The organism is Streptomyces sp. NPDC059900 (assembly GCF_050270335.1).
Classification (GTDB): domain Bacteria; phylum Actinomycetota; class Actinomycetes; order Streptomycetales; family Streptomycetaceae; genus Streptomyces.
This window is the reverse complement of record NZ_JBNNJZ010000051.1, coordinates 18,203-32,251: the sequence shown is the minus strand read 5'-3', so window position 1 is coordinate 32,251 and position 14,049 is coordinate 18,203. Positions and strand designations below refer to the sequence as shown.

Below are 14,049 nucleotides of genomic sequence, written 5' to 3'. Positions count from 1 at the left end.
GGGGGGGGGCCCCACCCCGGCGGGGGGGGCCCCCCCCCGCCCGTCTCCGCAATCCTGACCGGCCGACCGGCCCGCCGGGATTACGCGGCGGCGGTCAGCGTCCGGTTGACGGCCGTCAGGAACTGCCGCGGCGTGTCGATGCCGTCGAGGTCGTCGTCGCTCAGCTCGACCCCGTAGTCACGGGCTATCCGCCCGGCGGTCTCCAGGAGAGCGAGGGAGTCGTAACCGAGCTCCGTGAAGTCGGAGTCGAGGATGTCGCCGCTGAGGTCGACCGACTCGTCCTCGCCCGCGGACTCCCGCATGATGCGGGTGAGGTCCTCCACGGTCAGTTCGGTCACGGTCGCGTTTGCGTCGCTCATGAGATGTCCTTTCGGCAGGGGTGTGGAAGAGGTGGAGGGGCCGCGCCGCGCCGTGGGCGTCAGGCGTCCCGGCGTACGACGGCGGCGGCGTTGAACCCGCCGCGCCCGCGCGCCACGACCAGCGCGCAGCGCAGATCGGCCTCGCGCGGCTCCCCGGTGACGAGGTCGATCGGATGCCCGGAGCCGGGGCGCGAGACGTTCGCGGTGTGCGGGATCGCGCCGTCCCGCAGGGCGAGCAGCGCGGTCGCCAGGTCGAGCGACGCGCCGCCCGCGAAGAGCCGGCCCGTCATGCTCTTGGGAGCGGTCACCGGGACCCCGCCGGGACCGAACACCTCACCGAGCGCACGGGACTCCGCCCGGTCGAGGTCGGGCACCCCGGCGGCGTCCGCGAACACCACGTCCACGTCCTGCGGCACCGCACCGGCGTCCTGCAACGCCCGCCGGATCGCCCGCACCAGACCCGTGCCCTCCTGCCCGGACGGCAGCGGACCGGGGTCGAACGTCGCCGCGTAGCCCGCGATCTCGCCGTAGCTGCGGGCGCCGCGCCGCCGCGCGCTCGCGGCGTCCTCCAGGACCAGGAACGCGCCGCCCTCGCCCGGCACCTGGCCGCAGGCGTCGTCGGCGAAGGGCAGGAACGCGCGCCGGGCGTCGCTGCCGGTGCTCAGCGCACCGGAGCTCAGGTGCCCGGCGAAGCCGAGCGGGCACAGGGCGCCGTCGACGCCGCCGGTGAGCATCGCGGTGGTTCCCTTGCGGATCTGCCGCCGGGCGTTGCCCACCGCGTCGAGCCCGCCCGCCGCGTCGGTCACCACGGTGTTGCTGGAGCCGCGCAGGCCGTGCCGGATGGAGATCTGACCGGTGTTCACGGCGTAGAACCAGGCGAAGGACTGGTACGCGCTGACGAACCGCCCGCCCTTGCTCCACAGGTTCTGCAACTCCCGCTGCCCGAACTCGAAGCCGCCCATCGAGGAGGCGGTGGCCACCCCGATGCCGTACGGGTCGAGCTCGGCGGGATCGAGGGTGCTGTCGCGCAGCGCCTCGTCGGCCGCGTACAGGGAGAGCCGGGTGCCGTGGTCGGTCTGCGGGATGAGCCTGCTCGGGATGTGCTGCTCGGGCTCGAAGTCCGGTACTTCGCCCGCCAGTTGGAGCGGGTATCCGGCGGCGTCGTAGCGGGTCGTCGGGGCGATGCCGCTGCGTCCTGCCAGCGTCGCCGCCCAATAGGCCTCTGTGCCCATGCCGTTGGGCGCGGCCACACCGACACCGGTGACCACGGTGCGCACCGTGGAGTCGACGCTCATGCCGCGACCCGCTCGGGACGGGCCAGGACGACGGCCGTCTGGAAGCCGCCGAAACCGCTGCCGACGCTCAGTACGTTGTCGACCTCGGCCTCCCTGGCCCGCAGCGGCACGTAGTCCAGGTCGCAGACCGGGTCCGGTTCGTGGAGGTTGGCGGTCGGCGGGATGAGTCCGTCGCGCATGGCGAGCACGCACGCGACCAGTTCCAGCGCGCCGATCGCACCGAGGGAGTGCCCGATCATCGACTTTACCGAACTGACGGGCACGGCGTACGCGTGCTGCCCCAGGGCCGTCTTGAAGGCGGCGGTCTCGTGCCGGTCGTTCTGCTTGGTGCTCGACCCGTGGGCGTTGACGTAGTCGATCGACTCGGGCGCGAGGCGGGCCTCCGCGAGGGCATGCGTGATGGCGTCGGCCATCTCCGTCCCGTCGGAGCGCAGTCCGGTCATGTGGTACGCGTTGCAGCGCGTGCCGACCCCGGCGACCTCGGCGTAGATCCGGGCACCGCGCCGCCTGGCGTGCTCCAGCTCCTCGAGGACGAGCACCGCCGCGCCCTCGCCCAGGACGAGCCCGTTGCGCGTCGCGTCGAACGGGCGCGAGGCGTGCTCCGGGTCGTCGTTGCGCGGGGTGGTCGCCTTGATGGCGTCGAAGCAGGCCAGCGTGATCGGCGAGATCGGGGCGTCGGTGCCGCCGCTGATCACGACGTCCGCACTGCCCTCGCGGATCAGGTCCGTGGCGTGGCCGATCGCGTCGAGGCCCGACGTGCAGCCGTCCGACACGAGCGCCACCGGGCCCTGCGCCCCCACGAGCCGCGCCAGTTCGACCGCGATGGAACTCGGCACGAAGTGGTCGTAGAGGTGGGGTACGGCGTAGCGGTGGTCGACCAGCCAGTCGGCGCCCTCGTTGCTGAGGACGGTGTACTCGCGTTCCATGCTCGTCGTGCAGCCCACGGCGTTGCCGAGGGACACCCCGACGGTGGCGGGGTCGGCAGCGGGCAGGTCGAGCCCGCTGTCGCTGACGGCCTCGCGGGCGGCGGCGACGGCGAACTGGGTGGCCCGGTCCATGCGCCGGACCTCCTGCCTGCCGAGGCCGGCGGCGAAGGGGTCGAAGTCGCATTCGGCGGCGACCCGGGACCGGTAGGGCGCGGGATCGAAGGACGAGATCGTACGGGTGGCCGTGCGCCCGTTCGAGATCAGCTCCCAGTACTCCTTTGCGCCCGGCTTGCCGGGGGCCACTGCACCGATCCCCGTAATGACGATGCGACGCTCCATGACATCCTCACTCACAGTCGGCGGGGTCCGGTGACCGGCCCCGAGCTGTCACGCTCGCAGTCCTGCCTGGAGGCGGGATGGTGGGCCTCTGGTTGCGTGCTGGGCCTGACTCAGGACGCGCTCGCCGGTTCCGGCGACGGCAGCGGGTCATACGCCAACTGCCCCTCGGACAGCAGCCGTTCGACCGCCGTACGCAGCGTGTTCAGGTCCGACGCGTCGCCCTTGGCGCGCGCGGGCAGCAGCCCCAGGGCCGAGGAGCGGCCGGGGCCGACCGCCGGATGCCGCTTGGCCAGCGAGGTGAGTCCCAGCCCCGGCCCGGCTTCGAGCAGCAGCAACTCGCCCGTGCCGAGCAGCGCGTCGAGGGCGGGTCCGAAGAGTACGGGGGCCGCGGGTTGCCCGGCCCAGAACCGCGGGTCGGCGGCCTCGGCCGGGGTCAGCGGGCCTCCCGTGTACGCCGAGACCACCGGCAGCCGCGGGGCCCGCAGCGGAAGGCGGGTCAGCGCGGGCAGCGCCGCCTGCGCGGCCGGGGCGAGCGCCGGGCTGTGGAAGGGGCTGAGCGCGCGGGTCCTGCGGCAGGTGAACCCCGCGGCGCGCAGCCGGGCCTCGGACGCGGCGAGCGGCGCCTCGGAACCGGCGAGGATCACCTGGCGCGGTGCGTTGACGGCGCCGACGACCACGTCGGCGTGCAGATAGGGCGCCATGTCGGCGGCGGCCGCCTGCACGGCGAGCATGCCGCCGGGCGGCGCCGACTCGATGTGCGCCACCCGCTCGGCCATCAGGCCTGCGGCCTCCTCCAGTTTGAAGACACCGGCCAGGGTGGCCGCGGCGACCTCGCCGACGCTGTGGCCGAGCAGGGCCGCAGGCCGCACCCCCCAGTCGAGCACCAGGCGGCCGAGCGCCCAGTCGACACAGAACAGCAGGGGCTGGGCCCGGCGCACGTCGTCCAGGTCCACGGCAGGGGAGTCCGAGAGCCAGTCGGCGCGCAGCGCGGCGCCCTCGGCACCCCACACTTCGAACGCCTCGTCCATGAGGCGGCGGAACGGCGGATGGGCACGGTACAACCCGGCGGCCATGAGCGGCTGTTGGGCTCCCTGGCCGGGGAACAGCAGGGCCACACCGCGTGATGCGGGAGCCGGGGACTGGGGAGTGGTCGGGCGCACGGCTGCCTCCAGAAGACGGGACGGGGCGGGACGGCATGAGTCGGGGGTGGGACGGTTGGGCGCGACAGGCGCACCCTCGCACCACGCCCTGGAGGCTCGATCTCGATCCGCGAAGTGCCGCCCGTACCTCTCCAGCGGGCCCCCAGCTGCTTCCCGGGCCGGTTTCCCACACTGGAAACACGGCCGACGGAACGTGATCCGTCCCCCTCGGCTCAGCGCGCGCCCACCGCACACGGCCGCCGGACCACGGTCATCACACCGTCGTCCGGCGGCCGTTGGCGTTGCGGGCCGCCTGATCGGACTGACGGGACTGATCTGCTCTGCAGCGGCTTCACAGTGAGCCTCCATCGCGGTCCGCGATGTTCGACGTGTCCGAAAGGCCGGGACGAAATAGGCAGGGAGGCCGCTCAGTGGAGAGGCAGCAGCACCGCGCCGACGTGGTGATCGTCGGCAGCGGTTATGGAGGTTCGATCGCCGCCCTGAGGCTGGCGGAGGCAGGGGTCGACGCCGTCCTCCTCGAGCGGGGACGCCGCTGGCCCGTCGACGACGCGGGCGACACCTTCGCGACACAGACCGAGCCCGACGGCCGCGCCGCCTGGCTCAGCGAGACATCACCGCTCACGGACGCGAAGCTCGACGTCTACACGGGCGTCCTGGAGTTCGTCGAGGGCAGCGGCATGAACGTCCTCGCCGGCACCGGCGTGGGCGGCGCCTCACTGGCGACCAACGGCACGATGTGCGAGCCCTCGGCCGAACTCTTCCAGCAGACCCTCGGCGACGTCCTCGACCACCGCGAGATGACCGAGCGGTGGTATCCCGCAGCGCGCGAACTGATCGGCTGCGCGCCGATACCGGACGACATCTACCACTCCGAGTTCTACCGCTCGGCCCGCTCGTTCGCCGACCAGCTCGACAAGGCCGGCATCCCCTGGGCCAAGGTCGACCTGGCCGTGGACTGGGACGTGGTCCGCGAGGAGATGGCCGGGACCCGGGTGCGGTCCCAGATCGACGGCCTGAACGTCTTCGGCGTCAACAGCGGCGCCCAGCGCAGCCTCGACCGCACGATCCTGGCCCGCGCCGAGGCGTCGGGGCACATCGACGTACGCGCGCTCAGCGTGGTGAGTGCCGTGCACCCGGTCGACGGCGGCGACGGAAGCTCCGGCTACCACGTCGAGTACGAGACGATCGACGAGCGCGGCGAGGTCATCGCCCGCCACCGCATCACCACCGCGCGGCTGATCCTGTCCGCCGGAACCCTGGGCACCAACCGGCTCCTGCTGCGCGCCAAGCAGAGCGGCGCACTGCCCGCCCTGCACGACGCACTGGGCACGCGCGTCGGCAACAGCGAGGTCATCACGGCCCGTACCGGCATGGCGGAGAACAACCCCCGGCAGGGCGGCCCCGCGGCGATCTTCGCGCAGGACTGGCAGGAGAACCCCCTCGGCCCGGTGTCCCTGCTCAACTTCCCCTGGCCGGACGCCCCGGAGGCGGAGGGCTGGACCACCACCATCGGCGCCGTACCGGCACCGGCGCTCGGCACCTTCCGCTACGACGCCGACAAGGACGACGTCGTCCTGCACTGGCCCGCCGACGACCCGGCCCTGGCCAAGGCCCAGTCCGCCATCACCCACACCCTGGACCGCCTCAACGAGGCCAACCCCGGCAGCCGTACGGCGTTCAGCCGCATCGGCACCACCGGCGGCAACGTGGTCGGCGGCGTACCGCTCGGCACGGTGACCGACGACGCGGGGCGGGTGAACGGCTACCACGGCCTCTACGTGGTGGACGGTTCGCTGCTGCCCGGCACCGGCGTCCCGCCGGCCCTGACCGTGGCCGCCGTCGCGGCCCGCGTGACCTCGCTCCTGATCGCAGACCTGGACCCGTCCAGCTGACCTGAAGGCCGGAAAAAGGGGCTCTCCCCGGACAATGTCCGGGGAGAGCCCCTTCTGGCTGCCGGTGTTCAGGAAGCGGCGGCCGACGTGTCGCGGAAGTTCGGGATGACCTGCTCGGCGAAGAGCCGGATGCTGCGCACGGACTCCTCGTGGGTGGGATTGCCGGAGATCACCTGGAGGCTGACGGAGATGTCGCCGTACCACTCGCGGATCGTCCGGAGCCGTTCGGTGACCTCGACCGGGGTGCCGACCAGGACCTTGTTGTCGGCGAGCGAGCGGTCGAAGTCGGCCCTGGCGATGTTCTCCACGACCTTCTCGTAACCCGCGTACACCTCGCTGCGCCGCTCTCCCCACGCGGCCACCGCGTCCCGCATGACCATGTTGCTGCGCTGCGAGTACTCCTTGCCCTTGGCCCTGGCCTCGGCGGCGTCCTCGCTGAGGTAGCAGTTGTAGCTCATGTGGACCTCGCCCTCGCCGGGGTGGCCCGCGTCCGCCCACGCCTTGCGGTAGAGGCCCAGCATGTCCTGCACGACCTCGCGCTTGTTGATCGAGGGGACCATCATCAGGCCGTGGCCGTCACGCCCCGCCTGCTCGCAGGAGGACGGCGTCTTCGCCGTGGCCACCAGGATCGGCGGATGCGGGCGCTGGTAGGGCCGCGGCAGCAGGGTGACGGGGCCGAAGGAGTGGAAGCTGCCGTCCCAGACGACGTCCTCCTCGCTCCACAGCCGCTGGCAGGCCCGCAGGCCCTCGTCGAAGCGGGCCCTGCTCTCGTCCATGTCGATGCCGAAGGCGTCGAACTCGTCGGGCAGGAAGGCGCGTCCGAAGCCGACCTGGAGCCGGCCGCGGGAGATGTTGTCGAGCATGGCCAGCTTCCCGGCCAGCTTCAGCGGATGCGTGAACGCGGGAATGACCGCGCCGGTCACCAGCTTGATGCGGCTCGTGCGGGCCGCGGCGGCGGTCAGGAACGTGACCGGGTCCGGGCTGTAGCCGCCGTACTTGAAGAAGTAGTGCTCCACCGTCTTGACGTGGTCGAAGCCGAGCTCTTCGGCGAGCTCGACCAGGCTCAGGCTCTCTTCGAAGTAGTCCGCCGCGTCCTTGTCGTCCGGCCCGACGGTGGGAAAGAAGTTGATGCCGAATTCCATGCTGGCTGGCTCCGTAAGTTGTGGGCCGGACGGCCCCGGGGGAATGCGGTCAGAAGACGACGCTCGCGCCGCCGTCCACGGGCAGGACGAGGCCGGTGGCGAACGATGCCTCGGGGCGGGCCAGGGCGACCATCCACCAGGCCACCTCCTCCGGCTGGCCCACCCGGCCCAGCGGCACCCGGCCGCGCTGCCGTGCGCGCAGCTGCGCGATGCCTTCGGGGTCGAGGCCCGCGTGCTCCGCGATCGGTGTGTCGACCGGGCCGGGGGCGATGCCCGCGACCCTGACTCCCTTGGGGGCGAGTTCGAGGGCCCAGGTGCGGGTGAGGAAGTCGAGGGCGGCCTTGGTGGCTCCGTAGACCGAATGGCCGGGCCAGCCGCGCTGGTTGCCGGCCGTGGTGACGTTGATGACCAGGCCCTTGGAGGACTCCAGGGCGGGCAGCGCCTCCTGGGCGAGGAACAGCGGCGCGAGCAGATTCGTGGCGACCTGGTCGCGGGTGTTGTCCGGGTCGATGCGGCCCAGGGGCGCGGAGCCCATGGTGACGGCGTTGTTGACCAGGACGTCGATGCCGCCGAGTTCGCGCTCGGCCGCCGCCACCACGGCGCGCGGTGCCCGCGGGTCCGAGAGGTCGGCGCCGAAGGGATGGATGCGGCCCGCGTGGCCGCGGGCCGTCTCGGCGAGCACGGAGGTCCTGCGGCCGACCACCATTACCCGGGCGCCTTCGGCGGCGAAGGCGTGCGCGGCGGCCCGGCCGATGCCCGTACCGCCCCCGGTGATCACCACCGCCCGGTCCTGGAGCAGGCCCTGTGCTGGATCGGTCATGGCTGGGTCTCCTCGCTGCGTTTCCTCGCTGGGATGCGCGAGGCCGTGCGGGGGACACGCTCCCGGACGGCCTCGCGAAGGGTCGGTGCTCAGGGGGTCAGTACTCGTAGCGCTCGCCGTCGGCGCCGACCGGGGACCACCACAGGTTGGCCTGGGTGTTCCCGTCGGCGAACAGGGCGCTGCGGCCCTCGACGATCCGGCCGTCCTCCCAGCGCAGCACGTGCACGCCCTCGACCTGGAGGCGTTCGTACGGAGAGGTCGCGCCCTCCTTGGCGTGCTCGCGGTAGCCGTCGAGGCGGTACACGTCGATCGACACACCGGCCTCCTGGTCGACCAGGACGTCGCCCGTCTCGGAGGAGATGCGGCCGCCGGTGGCGGCCATCAGCTTGCCCATCTTCTCCAGGTAGTCGTCCAGGCCGACGAACCAGCCGGAGTACTGGTGGCTGCCCGGCATCTGGAAGCGCACGTTCTCCGACCAGTACTGGAGAATCTGCTCCCGGTCGCCGGTCACCAGCGATCCGTACGCCGCGGCCACACGCTCGCGTGTCAGCTCGGTCATGCTCACAACCTTCTTTCGTTCGCCGGATGCCGGCCGGATCAGGTGCCGTCGTGGGTGATGAGGCGGTGCTTGACGCGCCACTGGCCGTCCTGGAGGACCAGGACGTCCTCGCCGGTGGTGCTGAGATAGGTGGTGGCCCGGCCGCCCAGCGGGGTCTCGTAGACCATGGCGTAGTAGCGGGTCAGGACGGTCTCGGCGTCCTGCCGCTCCGTCGCGACCATGCCGAACCAGTGCCGCCGCTGGACGTCCTTCGTGGCCAGGCGGTCCATTCCGGCGCGCATGCGCTCGGCGATGACGGCGCGGCCCGTCCAGGGCTCCGGCTTCACGTTCTGCGCGAAGACCCCGTCCTCGGTGAAGCCGTCGGCCCACTCCTCGGCCTCGCGCTCGTCGAGGAGCTGCATCTGGTGGGCGTAGAACTGCACGATCTGTGCGTACGTCTCGCCGTCGACCGGGTTGGTGATCTTGAGGGGTCCGGGCACGGTTCAGGCCTCCCCGACGCCGGACTCGACCAGGTCGGACAGGTGCGGCTCGCCCTTGATGACCGTGCCGAGCGCCTTGAGGCGGGTGCGGAACTCCGGCTCCTTCAGGGCCTGTTCGAACGACGTCTGGTCCTCCCACTCCGCGACGTTGAAGTACACGGACGGGTCGCTCTGCGAGCGGACGAGCTGGTAGCGGATGAGACCGGGACGGGTGCGCATGAACTCGGCGACATGGGCGTAGATGCGTTCCAGGTCCTCGGCCGCTCCGGTGAGTGTCAGCTTGTTGACGAAGACGACCACGACGACTCCTGTGTCTCGAAGGGTGACGGCGGCGGCGCTCGCGCGGCCCGCCGCTTCCACCCTTGACCCGCCCGCTGATGGGCTGTTGGGGCGTCGGTGGAGGAAGGCGCCGCCCACCGGAACCCCACCGGACCTCCAACGGCCGTCCGCAGACTGGGCGCCCGGTCGGCCGGCCCCCTGGCGGCGGCCCCGGACGACCCAAGACGACCCAAGCGACCTAGGAGTGGCCGTGTCGGACGAGCACGTACCCGTTCTCATCGTGGGCGGCGGCCTCGCGGGCCTGACCACCGCGCTGTTCCTGTCACTCCACGGAGTCAGGCCGCTGGTGGCGGAGAAGCACCCGGGCACCTCGGTCATCATGAAGGCGCGCGGGCAGTACCCCCACACCATGGAGGCGCTGCGCATCGGCGGCATCGCCGACCGGATCGCCGCCGCGGGGCCCGACGAGGGCACCGGCGAGTTCTACATGGTGGTGGCCGACAGCCTGGCCGGGCCCGTCCTCAAGCGGATCATGACCGAGGGCGAGATGGCGATGCGTCATGTCTCGCCCGAGGACTGGGCGATGGCGGGCCAGGAGCGGACCGAGGTGATCCTCGCCGACCGGGCGAGGGAGCTGGGCGCCGAGCTGTGCTTCGACACCGAGCTGGTCTCCCTGACCCAGTCGCCCGATATGGTCACCGCCGTACTGAGGGACGTGCGCACCGGCGCCGAGCGGACGGTGAGTGCCGACTACGTGGTGGGCGCCGACGGCGCGCACAGCCCCGTGCGGCGGGAGCTGGGCATCGGCATGCACGGCCGCGGGAACCTCGGCGAGATCTTCCGGGTGTTCTTCGACGCCGACCTGAGCGAACCGCTGCGTCAGCTGCCCGGCGTCTCCGACGGGCGCAAGTTCGCCCTCTTCTGGCTCCAGCAGCCGGCGCCCGGCGTCTTCTACACCACCGACATACCCGGCCGTTACGGCTATGTGCTCGGCATGTCCCAGAACCCGCCGGACTTCGGCGCGTTCACCGAGGAACAGTGCGCCGACCTCGTCCGCACCGGCCTCGGCCTGCCCGACCTGCCGCTGGAGGTCGTCGAGACGGGCCGTACCGACATCGTCAGCGAGATCGCCGACCGGTTCAGCGAAGGCCGCGTCCACCTGGCGGGCGACGCGGCCAGGCTGGTGCCCGCGCCGGGCGGCCTCGGCGGCAACACGGCGATCACCGACGGCTTCTACCTGGCGTGGAAGCTGGCCATGGTCGTCAAGGGCGAGGCAGGGCCCGGGCTGCTCGACAGCCACGACGCGGAACGCCGTCCGGTCTCGGAGATGATCGGGGAGCAGCAGCTGCGCAACACCGTGGAGCGGCTTGCGGGTTACCTCGACGACGGGGCGCTCGCCGCGCCGCTGCCGCCCGTCGTGCAGGCCTTCGGCTACCGGTGCGCGGACGGCGCCGTGGTCCGCGAGCCCGACGACGCAGGGGAACTTCTGGAGGACCCGGCAGCCCCGACCGGCCGCCCCGGCTCCCGTGCGCCCTATGTGGCGCTGCCCGAGGGCTCGCCCGCCGCGTCCACCACCGCCCTGTTCGGCCGCTCCTTCGTCCTGCTCACCGGTGAGGGCACGGGCGAGGCGTGGACGGCCGCCGCCGCAGGCGTGGCCGAACGGCTCGGCATCACCCTGGCGGTGCACCGGCTCGCGGGCACCGAGTGGGAGAAGAGCTACGGCGTGAGCGGCGCGGGGGCGGTTCTCGTACGGCCCGACCGCTTCATCGCCTGGCGCGCGGGCGACGCGCCTGCAAGCACCGACGCCGCACACGAGGCCCTGGAGAGCGCCCTGCGCACGGTCCTCGACCGCCCCGAACCCGCGGCCCGCTAGCCCGCTTTCGATCCAACGGCCGTCCCTCGGCCACCCCGCACGCGTACGCACAAACGAGGAGATGACGATGATTCTGGTGACCGGAGCCACGGGAAACGTGGGCGGCAAGGTGCTTGCGCTGCTGCGCGCCGACGGGCACAAGGTGCGGGCGCTCACCCGCGACCCCGGCAAGGCCGCCTTCGAGGCGGGAGCGGATCTGGAGGTGGTCGCCGCCGACCTGGGGCGCCCGGAGACGCTGCCGGCCGCCCTCGACGGCGTACAGAAGGTCTTCCTGATGTCGCTCGGCGCCAACAAGGCGACCCACGACGCCCATCTGGTGGCCGCCGCGCGTGAGGCGGGCGTCGAGCACATCGTGCAGCTGTCCACCCTCGGCGTGGAGATGGCCGAGGACCCGAAGGCCAACCCGCTGGGCCACTGGCACCGCATCGCCGAGGACGCGCTGAAGGACTCCGGGGTGCCGTGGACGATCCTGCGGCCGAACGGCTTCATGAGCATGAACCTCGGCTGGGCCGCGTCGATCAAGGCCGAAGGCATCGCCCGCGGGCCGCTCGCGGACGTGCCGGAGGCGATCGTCGACCCGCGGGACATCGCCGAGGTCGCGATGCGGGCGCTCACCGGGGAGGGCCACGAGGGCCAGGTGTACGAGCTGACCGGACCGCAGGCGCTGACCGGCCGCGAGCAGCTCGCCGTGGTCGGCTCGCTGCTCGAACGCGACCTGCGCTTCGAGACGGTGCCGCTGTCCGCGCACCGCGAGATGATGCTGCGCCACTTCTCCGAGGAGACCGTGAACGGAGTGATCACGACACTGGAGGAGGCCATCGAGCACGGCAGCGAACTGCACGGCCGCCTCTCGCCCGACATCCGCCGCGTCCTGGGCCGCGAACCGCGCTCCTTCGCCACCTGGGTCCACGACCACCTGGACTTCTACCGCGCCTGAACACGGCCCCGCCCCGCCCGGACGGGCCTGCGCACCGCCCGGGCGGGGCAGGAACTGGCACACTCTGTACCGAACAACGGATCAACGAACCACGGGGAGCCGCCATGCCCACGCAGGCCGACGCCGCAGGACGCAGCCCGCGGGCGCCGGGCCGCGGCATGGACCCGCGGGCGGCCCGCAGCCGGGCCGCCGCCCTCGCCGCCGCCCAGGAGCTGCTCGTCGAACAGGGGTGGTCCGCGGTCACCCATGTCGCCGTCGCCGCACGCAGCGGCGTGGGCCGCACCACCCTGTACCGCCACTGGCCCGACTCCCCGTCCCTCATCTACGAGGCCATCGCCCAGCGCATCGCGAACGCCCGCCCGACCCGCACGGGCGTCCTGCGGGACGACCTGATCGGCCAGCTCAACGGGCTGCGGGCGCTGCTGCACGACCCGGTGGGGGAGCGCGGCATGCGGGTGGTCATCGAACGCGCCGGTGTGGACCCGACGTTCGCCGAGCTCAAGGAGTCGCTGTACCAGGCGGGCTCCGGAGGGTTCCGGGCGATCGTCGAACTGGCCAAGGAGAACGGCGAACTGCCCGCGGAGCTGGACACCGAGCTGGCCATCGACCAGCTCGCGGGCCCGCTGATGTTCCGCAGGCTGCTCGCGGAGCGCACCTTCGGCGCGGAGTACGTGCACGCCGTCGCCGACGCCTTCCTCGACGCCAACCCGCCGCCCCGGCGGCGCGGGGCGGCGGGCGGCAGCAGGAAGGGCTGAGGCGCCGCCCCGGACAGGGGGCGCCGCCTCAGCCTCGTTCAAAACAGCCGTGCCGTGCGGTCAGCGCCGCACCAGCTGCTCCTGGCGCCCGGCAGGTGCCCCCGCGGTCACCAGATCGCGGCCCGCGGGCACCAGCGGTCCGTTCGGCGCGCCCGGTTCGGCGGCCAGCACGGCGTCGGTGTGCGCCAGGAGGTCGAGGGCGGGGTCGCCCGCCAGGATCGCCTGGTGCAGCCTGCGCACCCGCGGCGAGGGATCGAGACCGAGCTCCTCGCGCAGCACGGTGCTCAGCCGCCGCGCCACCTCAAGGGCCTGGGTACGGCGGCCGGTGCGGTGCAGGGCGAGCATGAACTGGGCGTGCAGGCTCTCGTGCATCGGGTACTTGGCCGTGAGCCGGCTCAGCTCGCCCAGCAGCTCCTGGTGGCGCCCCAGGCGCAGATCCGCGGCGATGCGCTGCTCCTGCACGCTCGTGCGCTCCTCCTCCAGGCCCACGAGATGGGCCCGCAGGACAGGACCGCGCTGTACGTCGGAGAGCGCGGCGCCCTGCCAGAGCAGCAGGGCCTCGGAGAGGCAGGCCGAAGCCCGCATGTCGTCGTGGTGGAGCGCCGAACGGCCCTCGCGCACCAGGGACCAGAAGCGGTTGGTGTCGAGTTCGTCGCTGCGCACCGCGAGGAGATAGCCGCCGTCACGGGTCTCCAGGATGAGGCGCGCGGCCTGGAGGCTGCCGATCCGCGGCACTCGCCGCAGACTGCGCCGCAGCTGGAGTATGTACGACTGGAGGGTGGAGAGCGCGCTGTTGGGAGGGGAGTTCTCCCACAGTTCTTCTATGCACGTGTTGGTGGAAACGACCTGGTTCGCGTTGAGGAGCAGCAGGGTGAGCAGCTGTCGCTGCTTCGGCGCCGTCGGGGTGTAGGACTCGCCGCGCTCGTTCATGCGCAGGGGTCCAAGTACGGAGAATTCCACGTCGGTCTCGCACACCTTCCCGGAGAGTGACAAGAGTTGTGATGCCGCGCTCGGCGGGGTGGTCAGCGAACCATTTCCTTCGGCGACGCAGGGAAGTACGAACCCTGAGACGGACACCGCCCCGCACCCGACGCCACACTCACCACGGACTCCCCCGCATACTGCAGATCCATGATCCGAATACCCCCTGTGTTGTGCGGCGCGAAATCGCCGAATTCGAATGAAGATTAATCGGGGGGTGCACATCTGCCGTCAACCGGCGGCTCACATGACC

The 14,049-nt window shown here is 72.1% G+C and carries 14 protein-coding genes; 4 read left to right on the top strand and 10 right to left on the bottom strand.

Going from position 1 to position 14,049, the window contains the following annotated elements:
* Positions 1–80: 80 nt before the first annotated feature.
* From ACQKIP_RS10835 to ACQKIP_RS10820, 4 genes are all read right to left on the bottom strand, one after another.
* Positions 81–359, bottom strand: coding sequence for an acyl carrier protein (locus tag ACQKIP_RS10835; RefSeq protein ID WP_365865638.1), 279 nt, complete (start codon positions 357–359; stop codon positions 81–83).
* A 59-nt stretch (positions 360–418) separates the two neighbouring features.
* On the bottom strand, positions 419–1,654 hold the full coding sequence (locus ACQKIP_RS10830; RefSeq protein ID WP_365865640.1) for a ketosynthase chain-length factor: 1,236 nt from the start codon (positions 1,652–1,654) through the stop codon (positions 419–421).
* A complete protein-coding gene (locus ACQKIP_RS10825; RefSeq protein ID WP_365865642.1) occupies positions 1,651–2,919 on the bottom strand; it encodes a beta-ketoacyl-[acyl-carrier-protein] synthase family protein in 1,269 nt (422 codons plus the stop codon). Before ACQKIP_RS10825 ends, ACQKIP_RS10830 begins: the two co-directional genes overlap by 4 nt.
* 110 nt (positions 2,920–3,029) lie before the next feature.
* The gene (locus ACQKIP_RS10820; protein ID WP_365865643.1) at positions 3,030–4,079 is read right to left on the bottom strand and encodes an acyltransferase domain-containing protein; all 1,050 of its coding nucleotides are present in this window, start codon (positions 4,077–4,079) and stop codon (positions 3,030–3,032) included.
* Positions 4,080–4,489: 410 nt separating this feature from the next.
* Between ACQKIP_RS10820 and ACQKIP_RS10815 the strand changes: the two genes are divergently transcribed.
* Positions 4,490–5,971 (top strand): GMC oxidoreductase, encoded by a 1,482-nt coding sequence (locus tag ACQKIP_RS10815; protein WP_365865645.1) that lies wholly within the window; start codon positions 4,490–4,492, stop codon positions 5,969–5,971.
* Between the two features lie 68 nt (positions 5,972–6,039).
* Here ACQKIP_RS10815 and ACQKIP_RS10810 read toward each other — a convergent pair whose 3' ends face one another.
* From ACQKIP_RS10810 to ACQKIP_RS10790, 5 genes are all read right to left on the bottom strand, one after another.
* Positions 6,040–7,113: an LLM class flavin-dependent oxidoreductase gene (locus ACQKIP_RS10810; RefSeq protein WP_365865647.1), complete on the bottom strand. Its 1,074-nt coding sequence runs from the start codon at positions 7,111–7,113 to the stop codon at positions 6,040–6,042.
* Between the two features lie 49 nt (positions 7,114–7,162).
* Entirely contained in the window at positions 7,163–7,933 is a 771-nt protein-coding gene (locus ACQKIP_RS10805) for an SDR family NAD(P)-dependent oxidoreductase (RefSeq protein WP_365865649.1), read from the bottom strand.
* Between the two features lie 97 nt (positions 7,934–8,030).
* Positions 8,031–8,492 (bottom strand): nuclear transport factor 2 family protein, encoded by a 462-nt coding sequence (locus ACQKIP_RS10800; protein WP_361196064.1) that lies wholly within the window; start codon positions 8,490–8,492, stop codon positions 8,031–8,033.
* Positions 8,493–8,530: 38 nt separating this feature from the next.
* Positions 8,531–8,971 carry a nuclear transport factor 2 family protein gene (locus ACQKIP_RS10795; protein ID WP_365865651.1) on the bottom strand — a complete coding sequence of 147 codons (441 nt, stop codon included), beginning with the start codon at positions 8,969–8,971 and terminating at the stop codon, positions 8,531–8,533.
* Positions 8,972–8,974: 3 nt separating this feature from the next.
* On the bottom strand, positions 8,975–9,271 hold the full coding sequence (locus ACQKIP_RS10790) for an antibiotic biosynthesis monooxygenase family protein (protein WP_365865652.1): 297 nt from the start codon (positions 9,269–9,271) through the stop codon (positions 8,975–8,977).
* A 229-nt stretch (positions 9,272–9,500) separates the two neighbouring features.
* Between ACQKIP_RS10790 and ACQKIP_RS10785 the strand changes: the two genes are divergently transcribed.
* The 3 genes from ACQKIP_RS10785 (at position 9,501) to ACQKIP_RS10775 (ending at position 12,815) form a co-directional block, all read left to right on the top strand.
* Entirely contained in the window at positions 9,501–11,123 is a 1,623-nt protein-coding gene (locus ACQKIP_RS10785; protein ID WP_365865654.1) for an FAD-dependent monooxygenase, read from the top strand.
* A 67-nt stretch (positions 11,124–11,190) separates the two neighbouring features.
* A complete protein-coding gene (locus ACQKIP_RS10780; protein ID WP_365865656.1) occupies positions 11,191–12,060 on the top strand; it encodes an SDR family oxidoreductase in 870 nt (289 codons plus the stop codon).
* Between the two features lie 104 nt (positions 12,061–12,164).
* Positions 12,165–12,815, top strand: a complete 651-nt coding sequence (locus ACQKIP_RS10775) for a TetR/AcrR family transcriptional regulator (protein WP_365865658.1) — start codon at positions 12,165–12,167, stop codon at positions 12,813–12,815.
* Positions 12,816–12,875: 60 nt separating this feature from the next.
* On the opposite strand, the gene ACQKIP_RS10770 is transcribed toward ACQKIP_RS10775, so the two are convergent.
* On the bottom strand, positions 12,876–13,775 hold the full coding sequence (locus ACQKIP_RS10770; RefSeq protein ID WP_365865660.1) for an AfsR/SARP family transcriptional regulator: 900 nt from the start codon (positions 13,773–13,775) through the stop codon (positions 12,876–12,878).
* Positions 13,776–14,049: the final 274 nt, after the last annotated feature.